Annotated in this window: 16 protein-coding genes, 1 tRNA gene and 1 other annotated feature; all 17 genes read right to left on the reverse strand. The window is 44.4% G+C overall.

Going from position 1 to position 14,791, the window contains the following annotated elements:
• Positions 1-13: 13 nt before the first annotated feature.
• The gene (locus ACZMB2_RS01180) at positions 14-784 is read right to left on the reverse strand and encodes a PP2C family protein-serine/threonine phosphatase (protein WP_487595132.1); all 771 of its coding nucleotides are present in this window, start codon (positions 782-784) and stop codon (positions 14-16) included.
• Positions 785-796: 12 nt separating this feature from the next.
• Entirely contained in the window at positions 797-1,189 is a 393-nt protein-coding gene (locus ACZMB2_RS01185) for a prepilin peptidase (RefSeq protein ID WP_487595133.1), read from the reverse strand.
• Positions 1,190-1,405: 216 nt separating this feature from the next.
• Positions 1,406-2,212 (reverse strand): ABC transporter ATP-binding protein, encoded by an 807-nt coding sequence (locus tag ACZMB2_RS01190; protein ID WP_487595134.1) that lies wholly within the window; start codon positions 2,210-2,212, stop codon positions 1,406-1,408.
• 1 nt (position 2,213) lies between these two features.
• Positions 2,214-3,128: an ABC transporter permease gene (locus tag ACZMB2_RS01195; protein WP_118769439.1), complete on the reverse strand. Its 915-nt coding sequence runs from the start codon at positions 3,126-3,128 to the stop codon at positions 2,214-2,216.
• Positions 3,129-3,131: 3 nt separating this feature from the next.
• Positions 3,132-4,211, reverse strand: a complete 1,080-nt coding sequence (locus ACZMB2_RS01200; protein ID WP_487595135.1) for an ABC transporter substrate-binding protein — start codon at positions 4,209-4,211, stop codon at positions 3,132-3,134.
• Between the two features lie 102 nt (positions 4,212-4,313).
• Positions 4,314-4,557: a binding site (T-box leader), on the reverse strand.
• Positions 4,558-4,629: 72 nt separating this feature from the next.
• Positions 4,630-5,016 (reverse strand): hypothetical protein, encoded by a 387-nt coding sequence (locus ACZMB2_RS01205; RefSeq protein WP_487595136.1) that lies wholly within the window; start codon positions 5,014-5,016, stop codon positions 4,630-4,632.
• Between the two features lie 113 nt (positions 5,017-5,129).
• Positions 5,130-5,636 carry an NUDIX hydrolase gene (locus tag ACZMB2_RS01210; protein ID WP_487595137.1) on the reverse strand — a complete coding sequence of 169 codons (507 nt, stop codon included), beginning with the start codon at positions 5,634-5,636 and terminating at the stop codon, positions 5,130-5,132.
• 1 nt (position 5,637) lies between these two features.
• Positions 5,638-6,075, reverse strand: coding sequence for a GatB/YqeY domain-containing protein (locus ACZMB2_RS01215; protein WP_118769435.1), 438 nt, complete (start codon positions 6,073-6,075; stop codon positions 5,638-5,640).
• Positions 6,072-6,500 carry a CBS domain-containing protein gene (locus tag ACZMB2_RS01220; protein WP_487595138.1) on the reverse strand — a complete coding sequence of 143 codons (429 nt, stop codon included), beginning with the start codon at positions 6,498-6,500 and terminating at the stop codon, positions 6,072-6,074. Before ACZMB2_RS01220 ends, ACZMB2_RS01215 begins: the two co-directional genes overlap by 4 nt.
• 43 nt (positions 6,501-6,543) lie before the next feature.
• Positions 6,544-8,088: a cardiolipin synthase gene (gene cls, locus ACZMB2_RS01225; protein ID WP_487595139.1), complete on the reverse strand. Its 1,545-nt coding sequence runs from the start codon at positions 8,086-8,088 to the stop codon at positions 6,544-6,546.
• 68 nt (positions 8,089-8,156) lie between these two features.
• Positions 8,157-8,978: a mechanosensitive ion channel family protein gene (locus tag ACZMB2_RS01230; protein ID WP_487595140.1), complete on the reverse strand. Its 822-nt coding sequence runs from the start codon at positions 8,976-8,978 to the stop codon at positions 8,157-8,159.
• Between the two features lie 17 nt (positions 8,979-8,995).
• Positions 8,996-10,966: an NAD-dependent DNA ligase LigA gene (gene ligA, locus ACZMB2_RS01235; protein ID WP_487595141.1), complete on the reverse strand. Its 1,971-nt coding sequence runs from the start codon at positions 10,964-10,966 to the stop codon at positions 8,996-8,998.
• Positions 10,956-11,726 (reverse strand): pseudouridine synthase, encoded by a 771-nt coding sequence (locus ACZMB2_RS01240; RefSeq protein ID WP_487595142.1) that lies wholly within the window; start codon positions 11,724-11,726, stop codon positions 10,956-10,958. Before ACZMB2_RS01240 ends, ligA begins: the two co-directional genes overlap by 11 nt.
• 116 nt (positions 11,727-11,842) lie before the next feature.
• A complete protein-coding gene (locus tag ACZMB2_RS01245) occupies positions 11,843-12,280 on the reverse strand; it encodes a hypothetical protein (RefSeq protein ID WP_487595143.1) in 438 nt (145 codons plus the stop codon).
• A gap of 74 nt (positions 12,281-12,354) precedes the next feature.
• Positions 12,355-13,386, reverse strand: a complete 1,032-nt coding sequence (locus ACZMB2_RS01250) for an SH3 domain-containing protein (protein WP_487595144.1) — start codon at positions 13,384-13,386, stop codon at positions 12,355-12,357.
• Between the two features lie 89 nt (positions 13,387-13,475).
• Positions 13,476-13,549 (reverse strand) — tRNA-Arg (locus tag ACZMB2_RS01255).
• Between the two features lie 224 nt (positions 13,550-13,773).
• Positions 13,774-14,637: a DUF5688 family protein gene (locus tag ACZMB2_RS01260; RefSeq protein WP_487595145.1), complete on the reverse strand. Its 864-nt coding sequence runs from the start codon at positions 14,635-14,637 to the stop codon at positions 13,774-13,776.
• Positions 14,638-14,791: the final 154 nt, after the last annotated feature.

A 14,791-nucleotide genomic window follows, 5' to 3' on the forward strand; every position in this document is an offset into this window, starting at 1 on the left:
ACACTCCCTCATCTCACCTGCAGACCTGTATCCAGATCGAAGTGATATTATCCTTTTCTCCCCGCTGCTTGCAAAGTTCCGTTAACCCCACAAGCCGCTTTCTCATGAGATCTTCATGATGCGAAGACGGTAATCGCATGCCTTCTGCAATTTCTCCTGTACTGATTACGTGCCGGAAACCATCACTGCAGATCAGGAACCCCTGTTCCGGTGCCAACTCTCCCTGTATGAAATCCGGTGCCAGATAATTACCTGCCCCCACACACTGCAGCAGCATATTTCTTTTCGAATCTTTTATTGCTTCCTCCAGAGTCATTCTTCCATAATCCATCTCCTGCTGAATATAGGTCTGATCCTTTGTAATCTGCTGTAAAATTCCTTCCTTTTTATAAACCCGGCAGTCTCCGATATGAAATACATAGTATTTTTTTTCATAAAAAAGGACTGCTTCGACCGTTGTCCCCAGTGATAATCCATGCATTTTCCCATACGTAGTCAACTTCTGATGCGTTTCAGATACCAGCTTCGACCAGCTCTCCCGCAAACCATCCGCAGTAAATCTCTGGTTCAAAAGAATCGGGTACTGATATTGAAACCAGACGGAAAATGCTTTGATCATTTCTGCGCTGGCAATCTCTCCTTTTTGCAAACCGCCAAGCCCGTCACATAAAACCGCCAGCAATGTCGTTCCTGTTGCTGTATTCGCTTCCTGGATTAACAGCGAATCTTGATTACTCTTTTTTTGTGTTCCAATATCTGTGTAAAAAGCAGATAAATACCTCATAAAATCCCCCTGTTAAATCAGTCCCAACATCCGACAGCCTACGCCCAGAAATACGCAGATTGCCAGAGGGACCTCCTTTTTGCATAATATTCCCCATACCGCTGCCATCAGAAAAATCAAAAACAATAGCTCCCAGATTTTTTCGCACCCCACGTAAAATCCCACCACTGTCAGTAATTTCACATCCCCGGCACCGATTCCTCTGCGGAATACAATATAAAAGATCAGCATACTTCCGCCTGCCAGTAATGCCCCTTTTACCGACGAATTCCACTCTCCTGTCATCCCGTTGCTGTAAATCCCCCATAGAAACAGACAGATGACCAAATAGTTTGGAATCCTGCGATGTTTCAAATCTTCTACTGCAATCCAACCCAGCAGTAAAAGAAAAATAATATTGTTCACACTTTGCACTTTCCCCCGTTCTTTTGCACCACAGTTAATTTCATTGTTGTTTGGAAAATTTTGGCCGATATGGCCGAATTTTGACTTGCGTTGTTGTTATGACTGACTTTAGCATAAAGCTTCTGTCTTTGCAACTACTTTTCGACTGTTTATAAAACTTTTAGATTTACATAAAAAAACTGTCCGAAAGAATGTATCTTCCGAACAGTTTCGCTTTTATTTTTCCATGGATAAGAGAATCCGGTCATTGTCCAGATCTTTTCCTGCCTTGCTGTGGAATTTTTCCAGAAGATCGTTCACCGTCATATTGGCGCGCTCTTCGCCTTCCACATCCAGTACGATTTTTCCATCGTCCATCATCAGCGTCCGATTCCCCATCGTCAATGCCTGATGCATATTGTGGGTTACCATCAGGCAAGTAGTATTATTTTTCTCAATAATTTCCTGAGTCAGCTTCAGCACTTTATCTGCGGTTGCAGGATCAAGAGCTGCGGTATGCTCATCCAGAAGTAAGAGATCGGGTGGTACCATGGTTGCCATAAGAAGTGTCAGTGCCTGACGCTGTCCTCCAGAAAGAAGGCCTACCGGATTTTTCATCCTGTCTTCCAGTCCCATATGAAGAAGAGATAACTGTTCCCGGAAAAATTCTTTATCCTTTTTGGAGATCCGGCTAAAGGGAGCGGTTCCCTTAGAAGCTCTTAAATAAGCCAGTGCCAGATTTTCCTCAATCGTCATATGGGGAGCCGTTCCGCGAAGCGGATCCTGGAACAGGCGGCCAATGACACGGCTTCTCTTATATTCCGGGATAAACGTGATGTCCTGTCCATCCAGAGTGATAGAACCTTCATCCACATAGAATACACCTGCAATGGCATTCATCATGGTGGATTTTCCGGCTCCGTTGGAACCGATGATCGTTGCAAAATCGCCTGGCTTTAAATGAAGGGATAATCCCTGCAGCGCACATTTTTCATTGACCGTGTCCGGATTGAAGGTCTTTTTGATATTTTCCAGTTTTAACATATCAGTTGCCTCCCTTTCTGGACGCGGATGCGCTCATTTTCCGTTTCTGAAATGCGGCTCCCTCTTTCAGTGCCGGTCCGGCAATGGCCAGTGCTACCACGATAGCGGTTACCAGTTTCAGACACTCAATCGGTACGATGCCGGTCTTTAAAATGACTGCATAAATAAAACGATATACAATACTTCCCACGATGGCTGCGATCACATTTCTTCCCATGGATCTGCGGCCAATGAGAGTCTCACCAATAATCAGGCAGGCAAGACCAATGACTACAATTCCCGTTCCGCCGTTAATATCTGCGGACTTCTGATACTGCCCTACAACAGCTCCAGACAGAGCAGTCAGTGCATTGGAAATGCAAAGGCCAATGGTAATAGTAAATACTGGATTCACAGATGAGGCACGCACCATATCCGCGTTATCTCCGGTTGCCCGGATACTCAGTCCGATACGGGTTCCCAAAAACCATACCAGAAAAACTCCGGCTGCAATTGTGATTCCGGCAGCAAGAAGAAGCTTATACCAACTTCCTCCAATTCCCGTGTTCTTCAGAAGCGTAAATAAAGTATCCTGTTTCAGAAGACTCACATTGGAACTCCAGCCCATGACCATCAGGTTCACCGTATAAAGTCCTGTGTTAGTTACGATTCCTGCGAGAATCGACGGAACTCCCAGTCTGGTCTGCAGAAATGCGGTGACAAAACCGGCACAGCTTCCGGCAGCCATTGCTGCCAGAATAGCCAGGAACGGATGTCCTGCTGCCGCTACTGTTACCGACACAGCTGCTCCCAGTACAAATCCGCTGTCTGTCGTCAAATCTGCAATATCCAGAATCCGGTAGCTTAAAAACAGGGCCATGGCTACCAGTGCGTACATAAAGCCCAGCTCCAGGGCTGTCTGAATCACATAAATCATAATTTACTCCTCAGTTGTGGTAACTTCTACCACTTCTCCCATGTCATTAAATACGGAATAATCAATTCCAAGTGCTGCGGCAGTCTCGGTGTTGACTGTGATGATGCCGCCGTCCATCAGATAGTAGTCTTCCAGGTCGTCCATGCCTTTCGTCATTGCATCATATGCAAGATCAGCGGTCTGATGTCCAAGGTCGGTATAATTGACACCACAGGTAGCGAATGCACCATTTCTTACGAAGGAATCAGCTCCGGTGTAATGAGGGATTCCTGCTTCAGCCAGGTTCTCATAGATAGCCAGCTCTGCTGCCATGATCACGTTATCCGTAGGGGTAAATACTGCATCCACATCATCAGCGATCAGTGCGCTTGCTGCAGTGATTACTTCATCGTTGGTGTTTGCAGTTTTCTCTTCGTATGCAATACCTTTCTCATCCAGATAAGCTTTTGCATCTGCGATTGGTTTGGTAGAGTTTGCTTCAGACTGGGAATAAAGAAGACCAACCTTCTGTACATCCGGGTTCTGTGCCAGCATCATATCCATGATAAAGGTGGTATTCAATGCGTCGGAAGTACCGGTTACATAATCGATGTCAGTCAGCTCTGCTGCTTCCGGATCAGAGATGGCTGCATAAACAACCGGTGTCTGGGTATCCTCTGCACAGGTTGCCATCACCTGTGCTGCCAGAGTTGCAATCGGGATGATGGCATCTACGCCATCTGCTACTGCCTGGGTTCCGATCTGGGTCAGTGTAGACTGATCCCCCTGTCCGGAATAGGTTTCATATTCAATAGTAACTCCGTTCTTAGCTGCGATTGCATCCAGTTCTTCTTCTACTGCGTTTGCAATCTCATCCAGTGATGCATGATCCATCTGTTTTACAACTGCTACTTTGTAGGTAGCACCTGCATTGGCGGTCTCTTCTGCATCTGCCGCATCTGCTTCGGTATCATCTGTGCTTTCCGTGGTCTCCTCTGCAGAAGTATCTGCTGCGGTGTCTGCTGCTCCAGTGCTTCCACATCCAGCTACCAGGGTTGTTGTCATTGCTGCTGCCAGTAATACGCTTACTACTTTCTTTTTCATGTCCTTTTCCTCCACAATTCAAAAATCCAGGGCTTATTTGCTGGCTTGAAACGGCTGCCCTTCGCTTTTTATCATACAAAAAAACCGTCCCAAGCTTTTTCTGCTTGAGACGGTTATAAATATCTTATAATCGCGGTACCACTCAACTTGACATTGCTGTCCACTTTCGGTGTACTGTCATACACTCCTCATTGATAACGGGTTTGGTTCCCGACGGTTCCTACTCTTCTCATTTCGGGCCGCCCTCGAAAGGCCATTCAGCAATCAGCTCTGTACCGCAATCCCACCACCTGCGGTTCTCTGTGACTTTACTGGAAAGCTTACTTCTCTTTCTCATCGGTTTTGGTATACAATTGGTTTGAACTTGTTTGTATTCTATGCCTCTTGAGGTGAAATGTCAACTGTTTTTTCAAAATTTTTATGCGACCTGCATTTTTGCCTTGATTTCACGAACGCCACGTTCTAAAGCTAATATGCGGATTTTCATCATTTCCCATTCTTCATTACATAACTGGACCTGTCGAAACTTTCTCATCAAATCAAAATGACCTTCAGCCACAATATTAATTTTTGTTTCAATTTCATTTTCCAGATATGTTTTAAGTGACCGAATCTCCTGTTTTGTACTGCTTTCCAAAGCATCCATACATCTGTCCATTTTGTCAAACCGATCGTCCATTCTATCAAGACGACCATCCATTTTGTCAAACTGATCGTCCATTCTATCAAGGCGACCATCCATATTGTCAAGACGACCATGGATCTTTGCAAGTTCTTCCATAATCATTTTTGTATCTTCCGACATACTAACTCCTCCTTTTCTTTTACTATATGTTTCTTTTTGGTAGATTTATCTTATCACATATAGAAAAATAAAACAAGGAGTATATCTCAAAACTATATTTCAAATATAATTTTTTAATCCGTCAGAAAATCTTTCCAATCCAACATCTCTCCATTCAGTACACATTCCTTCAGTTCATCCTGCTCGTAGTACAATTTCAGTGAAAAGAATGGTACTTCCTCCGTGAGTAATTTAAAGAAAACTTTATCTCCTTCCCAAAGTTCCAGATCTTTGATACGGTCTTTTCTGACCCATTCCAGATCACCTTCCACGCAGTCATAGTTCAGCTTTCCTTCCCATCCAGTAGCTGTAAAAAGGCACATATACTGGGTCTCGACATTCTTCAATGAAAAGGTCACAATGCCCCTGAAACGGTAATCGGTCAGGGTAAGACCCGTCTCCTCCCGCACCTCACGAAGGAGGCAGTCTTCCGGACTTTCGTAATCTTCCGCATGACCACCTACTCCGATCCATTTATCCTGATTCACATCATTCTTTTTCTTTACCCGATGCATCATCAGGTAGCTGTCGCCCTGCTCCAGATAACACAGCGTAGTAAGACTCATTGGTAATGTTGGCATCTTATTTCGTCAGCTCCGCAACGACCTGGTTAATGACTTTACCGTCAGCTTTGCCTTTCAGTTCGCCCATAACGGTCTTCATGATCATACCTTTATTCTTGGTAGCCAGCACTTCAGCAAATTTGCTGGTGAGAATTTCTTTTACTTCTTCTGCACTTAAAAGCTTCGGAGCAAACTCACTCATCACTTCGTAACGTGCTTTGTACTCTGCCAGAAGATCTTCTCTGGAAGCCGGGCAGGTATCAATCTGTTCTTTTACACTTTTCAATTCTTTTAAAATGACCTGACTTACCATATCTTCCGGGATATCATCGCGGCAGCCTGCGTCGATACCTGCTTTTTTCACTGCAGATACCAGTGCGGAAATGGAATCTTTTCTCGCTTTGTCCTTTGCTTTCATTGCTGCGATCATTGCATCCTGTAAATCTTTTAATTTCATGACTTCTTTTCCTCCTCAAGCCTTCTGGCATACTCCTCGTAGCAGAAACGGATAATATCCTTTCTGGTTACGATGCCGATAAATATTTTTTTATCGTCAATAACCGGAACAAAGTTCTGGTTCATGGCCATCTGTACCAAATCCTCCATGGTTGCGTCGATGGAAACCGGTTTGAACGGAATGCGCCGTTCTACACTGGTCACTGGAACATTCTCCGCTTCCTTCAGATTCATGTTATAGCGCTTTTTCAGCGTCCATAAAATATCCCCTTCTGTAACTGTTCCCACATAGTGTCCTTCCCGGTCGATCATAGGAATGGCAGTATAACCGCTCCGTTCCAGTTTCTCAATGGCCTGTCTGAGGGTCCATTCCTTTTGGAGATGGGCCACCTCACTTTTCGGGGTCAGAAAAAATAATACATTCATCCTTCTCTTTTCATCCTGTCGTAATTATCGTTTTTACAGTACTTTACATCAGCGGAGCCAGTACACGGAGTACGGAAGTAAGAAGATCTCCAATCACACCCTGTCTGCAGTCTCCCATGGTTACTTCATGACACTTCGGGAAACACTCTTCCATATCCTTTTTCACATCCATCACTGCTTTACACTCATACAGCAGTGTTCCACACTCAAAGTGCAGGTAAAGACTCCTGAAATCCATATTGATGGTTCCTACTGTCGCAATCCGGTCGTCGCACACATAGGATTTTGCATGAACAAATCCCGGCGTGTATTCATAGATCTTAACGCCTGCCCGAAGAAGCGGCGGATAATAAGATTTCGCCATATAAAATACCATCGGTTTGTCCGGAATACCAGGCATCAGAATCCTTACATCCACACCGCGCTTGGCTGCCGTACAGAGTGCATTTTCCATTTCATCACTGATCAGCAGATAGGGTGTTGCTATATAGACGTAATCCTTCGCCTGATTCAGGATATTGATGTAGACATTCTCCCCCAGTTCTTCAAAATCCAGCGGTGTATCGGAGTATGGCACCACATAGCCGTCGCTTTCAAAAGGTTCCGGATGCCACCGATGGGGATCAAAGGCTTTAAAATCCGTCTCCGGCTCCCGGAATGCATTCCACATTTCCAGAAACATCATGCTGAAATTGAAGACGGCCTCACCATGAATCCGCACCCCTGTATCTTTCCAGTGTCCAAACCTCATCTTCCGGTTGATATATTCATCTGCCAGATTGATACCGCCATTGTAAGCTGTGTGACCGTCAATCACCAAAATTTTCCGATGGTCACGGTTATTCATGGCAAGAGACAAAAACGGTACAAAACGGTTGAATGCCATGCATTTGATACCTTTAGATTCCATAATCTTTGTATAATGTATTGGCAACAATGACACGCATCCTACGTCATCATAAATAAGCCGGACATCCACACCTTCTTTTACTTTCCGTTCCAGTATCTCCAGAATCATGTCCCACATGACACCTTCAGCAATAATGAAATATTCCAGATAAATATAATGTTTTGCCGCCTGCAGATCTTTTAACATGGCATCAAACATCTTTTCACCCACCGGAAAATATTCAACTGTCGTATTTTTCCACGCCGGATAGGGGCCATAATTTCCAATATACCGGATATTTCCGGCAACCCTGGCATCCTGTTCCTCGATTTCCTGCAGGACATCTTCATTTTGCTTCAGCGCATCTGTCATACTGTCTTTGACAACTGCCATCTTTGCAGCCAGTTTTTTCCCCGGCTTTTTGTTGCCGATCATTACATAAAGGATGCCTCCCAAAAGCGGAATCATCATAATGAGGATCATCCAGGCTATTTTGTAAGCAGAATTTTCATCCTTCCGGATCAGATACAACAGAATAATCACACTCAGCACACGAAAAAAACCATTAACGACAATTGAATAATTCGCGAGTCTGTTCAGAAACAACAGGTACCATGACAACTGCACCAGCAGAGCCAGTCCTACCACAACTACACGACTAGTAAATATCTTCAGGAGTTTCCTCATATGCGCTTTCATTCACTCACCTCATGTCTAACTATCCGATACCAGTATATCCCTTTTTCCAGTGGTTTTCCATTAAAACTTTATGAATTCTGATCAAGATGTACAGTCATCTGCGGGAACGGGATGTCTATCTGCTCGGCATTCAGTCGATTATGAACAGCTTCCAGCACACTCCATTTCACTGCCCAGTAGTCCTCGCATTTGACCCACGGACGGATCAGCACGTTCACGCCGCTGTCTCCCAGATTATCCACTGCTACGATCGGAGCCGGATCTTTCAAAATTCGTTCATCCTGATTCAGGATGTCCATAATCACTTCTCTTGCCTTCTTCAGGTCAGAACCATATCCCACATCTACGCTCATATCCACGCGGCGAATTTCATTGGCTGAATAATTCGTGATATTACTGTTGGAAAGACTACCATTTGGCAGTACAACATTTCGGTTATCCACCGTATGTAAGGTTGTGTAGAACAGGGATATCACTGCTACCGTTCCTTCACAGCCACAGACGCTCACATAATCCCCCACCACAAATGGTTTCAGAATCAGAATCAGGATACCGCCTGCAAAGTTGGACAGGCTGCCCTGCAAAGACAGACCAATGGCTACTCCAGCAGAACCAAGGATAGTAATAAAAGAAGTTGTCTGCACTCCAAAATGTCCTAACAGTGCCAGAATCAATACTGCATAGGCTACAAATTTTACAAATGCGTCCAGGAACTGCACGACTCCGGTATCAATACTGGAACGTTCCAGTGCACTTTTTAACAGTTTTCTTGCCACATTAATGACTTTAATGCCAATAATCAGGAGAATCACTGCCCATACAATGGACAGCCCCGCATCCAGAAATTTCGGCCATATATTGTCAATCCAATTCGTCATTTCTCTTTCCATAGCTTATACCTCTTTTATCAATCATTTGTAAACCGGTCGATAAAATCCTGTTCGGAAATAATCTCCACGCCCAGTTCTTTTGCTTTTTTATTTTTGGAAGAATTGGACATCACATCGTTGTTGATGAGATAATCCGTCTTTGATGTCACGCTGCCGGTTACCTTACCGCCCTTTGTTTCAATAAAATCTTTAAGGGCCGCCCGGTTATCAAACTGCTCCAGACTTCCGGTGATGACAAATACTTTTCCTGACAGGTTCTGCTGGCTCTCATCTACTGTCTCTTTATAGAGATCCAGCTCTCCCAGCAGATCGTCAAGCCATCGGTTATGCTCCTCATTTTTAAAATAAGCCTCCACGCTGGCACCGATCACACCGCCGATACCCGGAATCTGGCTCAGTTCCTCCGCCGTTGCCTTCCGAAGCTTCGTTCCATCGTCATCATACTCTTTACAAAGCATCTTCGCGTTGGCAAGTCCAATATTCGGAATACCAAGGCTGTAGATCACTCTGGACAACGTTGTATGTCTTGCTTTCTGCACACTGTCCATAAGGTTTTCATAGGATTTTACACCCATGCCTTCCATCCCGACGATCTCTTCTTTGTAGCGATCCAGACGGAACAGATCCGCATATTCCTTGATAAATCCTTTGTCAATAAATTTCTCCAGCGTCATCTCTGACAAACCGTCAATGTTCATGGCATCTCTGCTTACAAATAATGTAAATGCTTTGATTTTTTTTGCCGGACATTCTGGATTGGTACAATAAAGGGATTCCACATCATTGGTTTTCCGGATCTCCGTGGCACCGCCGCACACCGGACAGACAGACGGAATCTCTACCGTTCCGCTTCCAGTCAGGTTCTCTGCAATCTGCGGAATGATCATATTGGCTTTATAGACGGTGATCACATCACCAATACCTAGCTTTAATCCTTTTAAAATGCTCACATTATGAACAGACGCACGGCTGACTGTTGTCCCTTCCAGTTCCACCGGTTCAAAGATGGCCACTGGATTGATAAGGCCGGTTCTGGACGGACTCCACTCAATCTCCTGCAGATGAGTTTCCCGCAGTTCATCCTGCCATTTGAATGCATAGGAATCTCTTGGAAATTTTGCTGTTCTTCCTAAAGACTGCCCATATGCAATGTCATCATAGGTTGCCACCAGTCCATCGGATGGGAAATCATTGTGTACAATGGCTTCTGAAAACCACTGTACAGTCTCCGGCACCTGGACACCAGTCACCTTCTTATATTCCACCACATCAAAGCCCTGGCTTTTCAGCCACAGAAACTGCTTTTCTCTGGAATTATCAAACTTCACACCTTCGGCCTGAACCAGCGCAAATGCATAAAAATAGACATTTCGCTTTGCCGTGATCTCATTATTCAGCTGACGGACGGAACCGCTGCATAAGTTTCGCGGATTTTTATATTTGGCTGCTTCATCCTCGATCTCTTCATTGATTCTCTCAAAGTCAGAATAACGAATCACTGCCTCACCTCGCAGAATCACCTGTTCTTTGCAGGGAATCGTAAGCGGAACGTTTTTAAAAACTCTTGCATTGTTGGTAATAACCTCGCCCACTTCCCCGTTTCCACGGGTAACAGCTTTGGCAAGCTGGCCATTTTCATAGGTCAGGACAACCGTCAGCCCATCCAGTTTCCAGGACAACAATACCTCATGATCTCCGGCAAATGCCGCCAGTTCTCCCACATCCTTGGTCTTATCAAGTGAAAGCATCGGTGACGCATGGCGTTCTTTGGGAAGTTCATCCACCGCTTCATATCCTACTGTCATGGTAGGACTGCCGGATAACACCGTGCCGGTCTCTTTCTCTAATGCCGTCAGTTCATCATAGAGCTTATCATACTCCAGATTGCTCATAATCTCCCTGTCTTCTGCATAATAAGCTTTTGATGCATTCCTGAGCAGTTCTCCCAACTCCTTCATGCGGGCAATCTGCTGCTCCTTATTCGTCATCCTGCATATCCTCCTCATTAAGTTCCCGGACATCTTCTGACTCGTTCTCGGATGCTTCCAGTAAATACAGCAGTTCCTGAAGTTCTGCTTCTGTTACATTCCTATATCCACCGGTTGTCAGATGCCCCAGATGAATATTCATAATCCGGACACGTTTAATTCCAGTCACATGAAAACCCAGTTCCTTACACATCCGGCGAATCTGCCGGTTCAATCCCTGGGTCAGAATAATTTTGAATTTCTTTTTACCAAGTCGTTCTACTTCACATGGACGTGTGGTCACTTCCAGCTCTTTCAGGTGCACACCTGCCGCCATGTCTTTCAGAAAGCGGTCATTAAATTCTTTATCTACCGTTACTTCGTATTCCTTCTCATGATAATTTGCCGCACGCATCATTTGATTAATGATATCCCCATTATTCGTCATGAGAAGTAACCCTTCAGAATCTTTATCCAGACGCCCTGCATAAGTAATCCGTTTGGGATAATGAAGAAAATCAATGATGTTCACATCACCGCCCTGACTTTTTTCTGAGCAGACTACTCCCCTTGGTTTATTCACTGCCAGAAGAATGAGCTTATCCTTTTTATCTTTCTGTACTGGTTTTCCATTCAGGCAAACCTTCTGTCCTTCCTCAATCTGCATTCCGACAGTCGCTTTCATGCCGTCAACGGTCACTTTCCCAGCTTCGATAAGCCGGTCTGCCTCCCTTCGGGAGCAGACACCCGCCTCACTCATATATTTATTTAAACGTATCATGGTATGTACTTCCTTTCCCGGAACTTTTTGCCGCTCTTTTCAGCTGCTGTTTCGTGGGGCTCCATACTGCCCCACGCCATTCTATCATACCAAATTTTCCTTCAAATGACCAGTGACTATCTAAGATACGCTTTCAGTTTCTCAATATTTTTCTCTTCAAAATCCATCAGTTCCTGCGCAATTTCATAATATTCTTTCTTCACACTCTGATTACTCTTCACTGCCTTCATAAGCTCTACAATACCTTTTGTATTTCCCTGAATCATCATATCAGCCAGATGGCTGGTACTGGCATTCAACAGGGTATTCATCTGAATACCTCCCCACAGCATTGTCTTTCCTACCAGATTTTCCTCCGGCAGCGGCTCTTCTGCCTTCATATATTCTTTTTGGATCTTCTCCTCAAACTGCATGAATTTACATGCCTGGCGGTTCAGATCCAACGCCAGATCATCATCCTCCACCTTACTGATCATCACATTGATGGCTTCCCGTCCCATCCGGCTGTTCCGGTAATTTTCCTTCATCACAGCTCTGTCCGCATCTGAAAACATAAAAAAGCTCCTTTCCCTTGTATTGCTACTAGGGTATGGAGCTTTTCCATATTTATTCACTTTTCAAAAATTCATTACTCCAGGAATTCGGTCTTCACATAACCGGTCTCACCTTTGTACTCAACCTTGCTCCAACCATTATCATAGGACTCAATCTGTGTGATGGCATCTCCCTGATATGCAAGGGCAATACGGTCAGAATCCGTAGACGCCTCCGAACGGATATTGACACTCTCCGTAACACGGGTCTCTCTGCTCTGTGCCTCTGCTGTCGGTGCTTCTTCCTCTGCTGGCTCTTCGTTCTGCTCTTCTGCTGCCGGTTCTTCCCCAGTCTCCTCCTGAGCATCCTCCTGCTCAGCGGCCTCATCTGCTGCAGGAGCTTCCTCTTCAGCAGTTTCCGTATTCTCATTTGCCTTACCGGTCGCATTCTGAACAAATTCTGCCAGAGTCGGATCATTGTTCAGTGCTTCCTGATAGCGGGCATTGACGTCATCGTAAAGGGCTTTTACTTCCGGATCCTGTTCCAGCTCCTGCACATAAGCCTGCAGTGTCTGATCCTCCTCTACATTATTATAGCGGATATAACGGTTGCCGGATTCATCTTTTGCTGATACATACAGACAACTGATATAGGGAGCCAGCGTCTCTACACCGGTGATTTTCATATCGCAGCATACAAATACAATATAAGAGTCATCCTCCGGTCCTTTTTTGGTATAACACTCCAAATTGCTGTAAGCTTCATAAGCTTTGGAAAGCTTCTGTACTTCTTCTTTATCATTATCAGACAGATCATCTACAATCTCTGATAAAGCATCCGTATCACCGCTTACAATACAATCCAGATACTTGCTTACCAGACGTTCTACTGATGAATGAGTATTCTCTTCCAACTCATTCGGCTCTTCCTCCTCTTCCGCCTGACCTGCCTGAACAGACGGATCAGTCTGCTCTGTCTGATTCTGCTGCGTATTTTCTGTATTATTTTCCGTCTTATTCTGACCGCAGCTGCGTGCCAGCGTTACAATTGCTACCAGCAGAATCACAAGAACAATTATATAGTTCTTATACTTCTGCAACAATTCTTTCCAGTTTTTCTGTTCCATTCTTTTTCCTCCAACAAACTAGCATAGCTTTGACATAACACTTCTTTTCCCCGTCCCCAACAGCCGAAGCTATTTTTGGATATAAAAAATGCACCTGACAAGATTCGAACTTGCGACACCGGGCGTCGGAGGCCCGTGCTCTATCCAGCTGAGCTACAGGTGCTTGGCTTATTACCTCAACTATCATACACCATGTTGAGGAAATAAGCAAATGTTTTTTGTAATAATTTTGTAATATCTATTCAGAACCCTGCAAATGCCCGTAAATATGTTCCGTATGCTCGCATAAAAGAACATATTTCGGAGCATTTATAGGGCGAGAAGCTCTGTATGAGCAAAAGCAAAGCCTCTCAGAGGCGGTTTTGCGAATGGGTTCTGAATAGTTTCTCAAAATTCTAATTTTCCCAGTGCAACCGAGTAATAATATGCATGATTACCTAAATATTCTTCCCGACTCACACACTGCCCATTCACATCTCTGATCATCTCATCCAGTTCTTTTCTCTCATACTCCTGTCTGGCAGGCAGTAAAATCACCTCATGAATGCTGCTTGGCAGCACATAGTAATCTCCATTCATCCGATCGGCACACATTTTCTGTACTTTGGGATCAACAATCACAGCAGCTCCAAACTCTTTCTGTTGATTGCTCAGCACATGCATCCCGCTTCCAAAGTCTTCCAGTCCATAGTCCTTCAGAAAATCTTCAATAGGATGCAGGAACAACGGCATTTCCTCCATATTGACCTTTGCTGTGTGATAAAGCTCTTCTACTCCCACTCCCCAACGCTCCATATGATTGGTATGGATAACAGCTGTCGCATGTTTTACAATCTCCTCAGGAATTTTCAAATAAAATATCAACGCCAGATCCTGCCATTCTACATACGGTACTTTTTTAAGCAGCTCTGCATTTTTTTCCTTCGATACCAGTCGGAAAAAGATTCGCTTCTTCATTCGTTCAAAATCCAGCACCTGTTCCAGATCATTGGAGGAAAAGCTCATACTTTCCCGCTGGATTCCCAAAATCATATGCGCTACCTCCTGCACATATTCTTCCTCTGCATTTTCCCGATAATAATGATTCACATAAACCGTGGGTTCCTCCCTTCTTCCAGGAAGCCTGCATGCAAATCCATCCATATAAACACCGTTATTTTTCAGAATATGAACCCTTTTAATCTGCTCATTTTCTCTTTTCGCCTGCTGCACTGCGCATTCCAGACAATCTAAAAACATCTCATATGTCATATACTTCCTTTCCGTTTTCTCTTTCGGTTTTTATTGGGAATTATGTGCGATTGCACGGAAACTTTTATATCTGCATTTAGTTTACAGGAACTTTTTCTTTTTTGCAATATTTTTCTTAAAATTAAAAAGAGAACCTGTTACAGTTCTCTTCTCA

It is taken from the genome of Hominiventricola sp. (genome assembly GCF_057604405.1).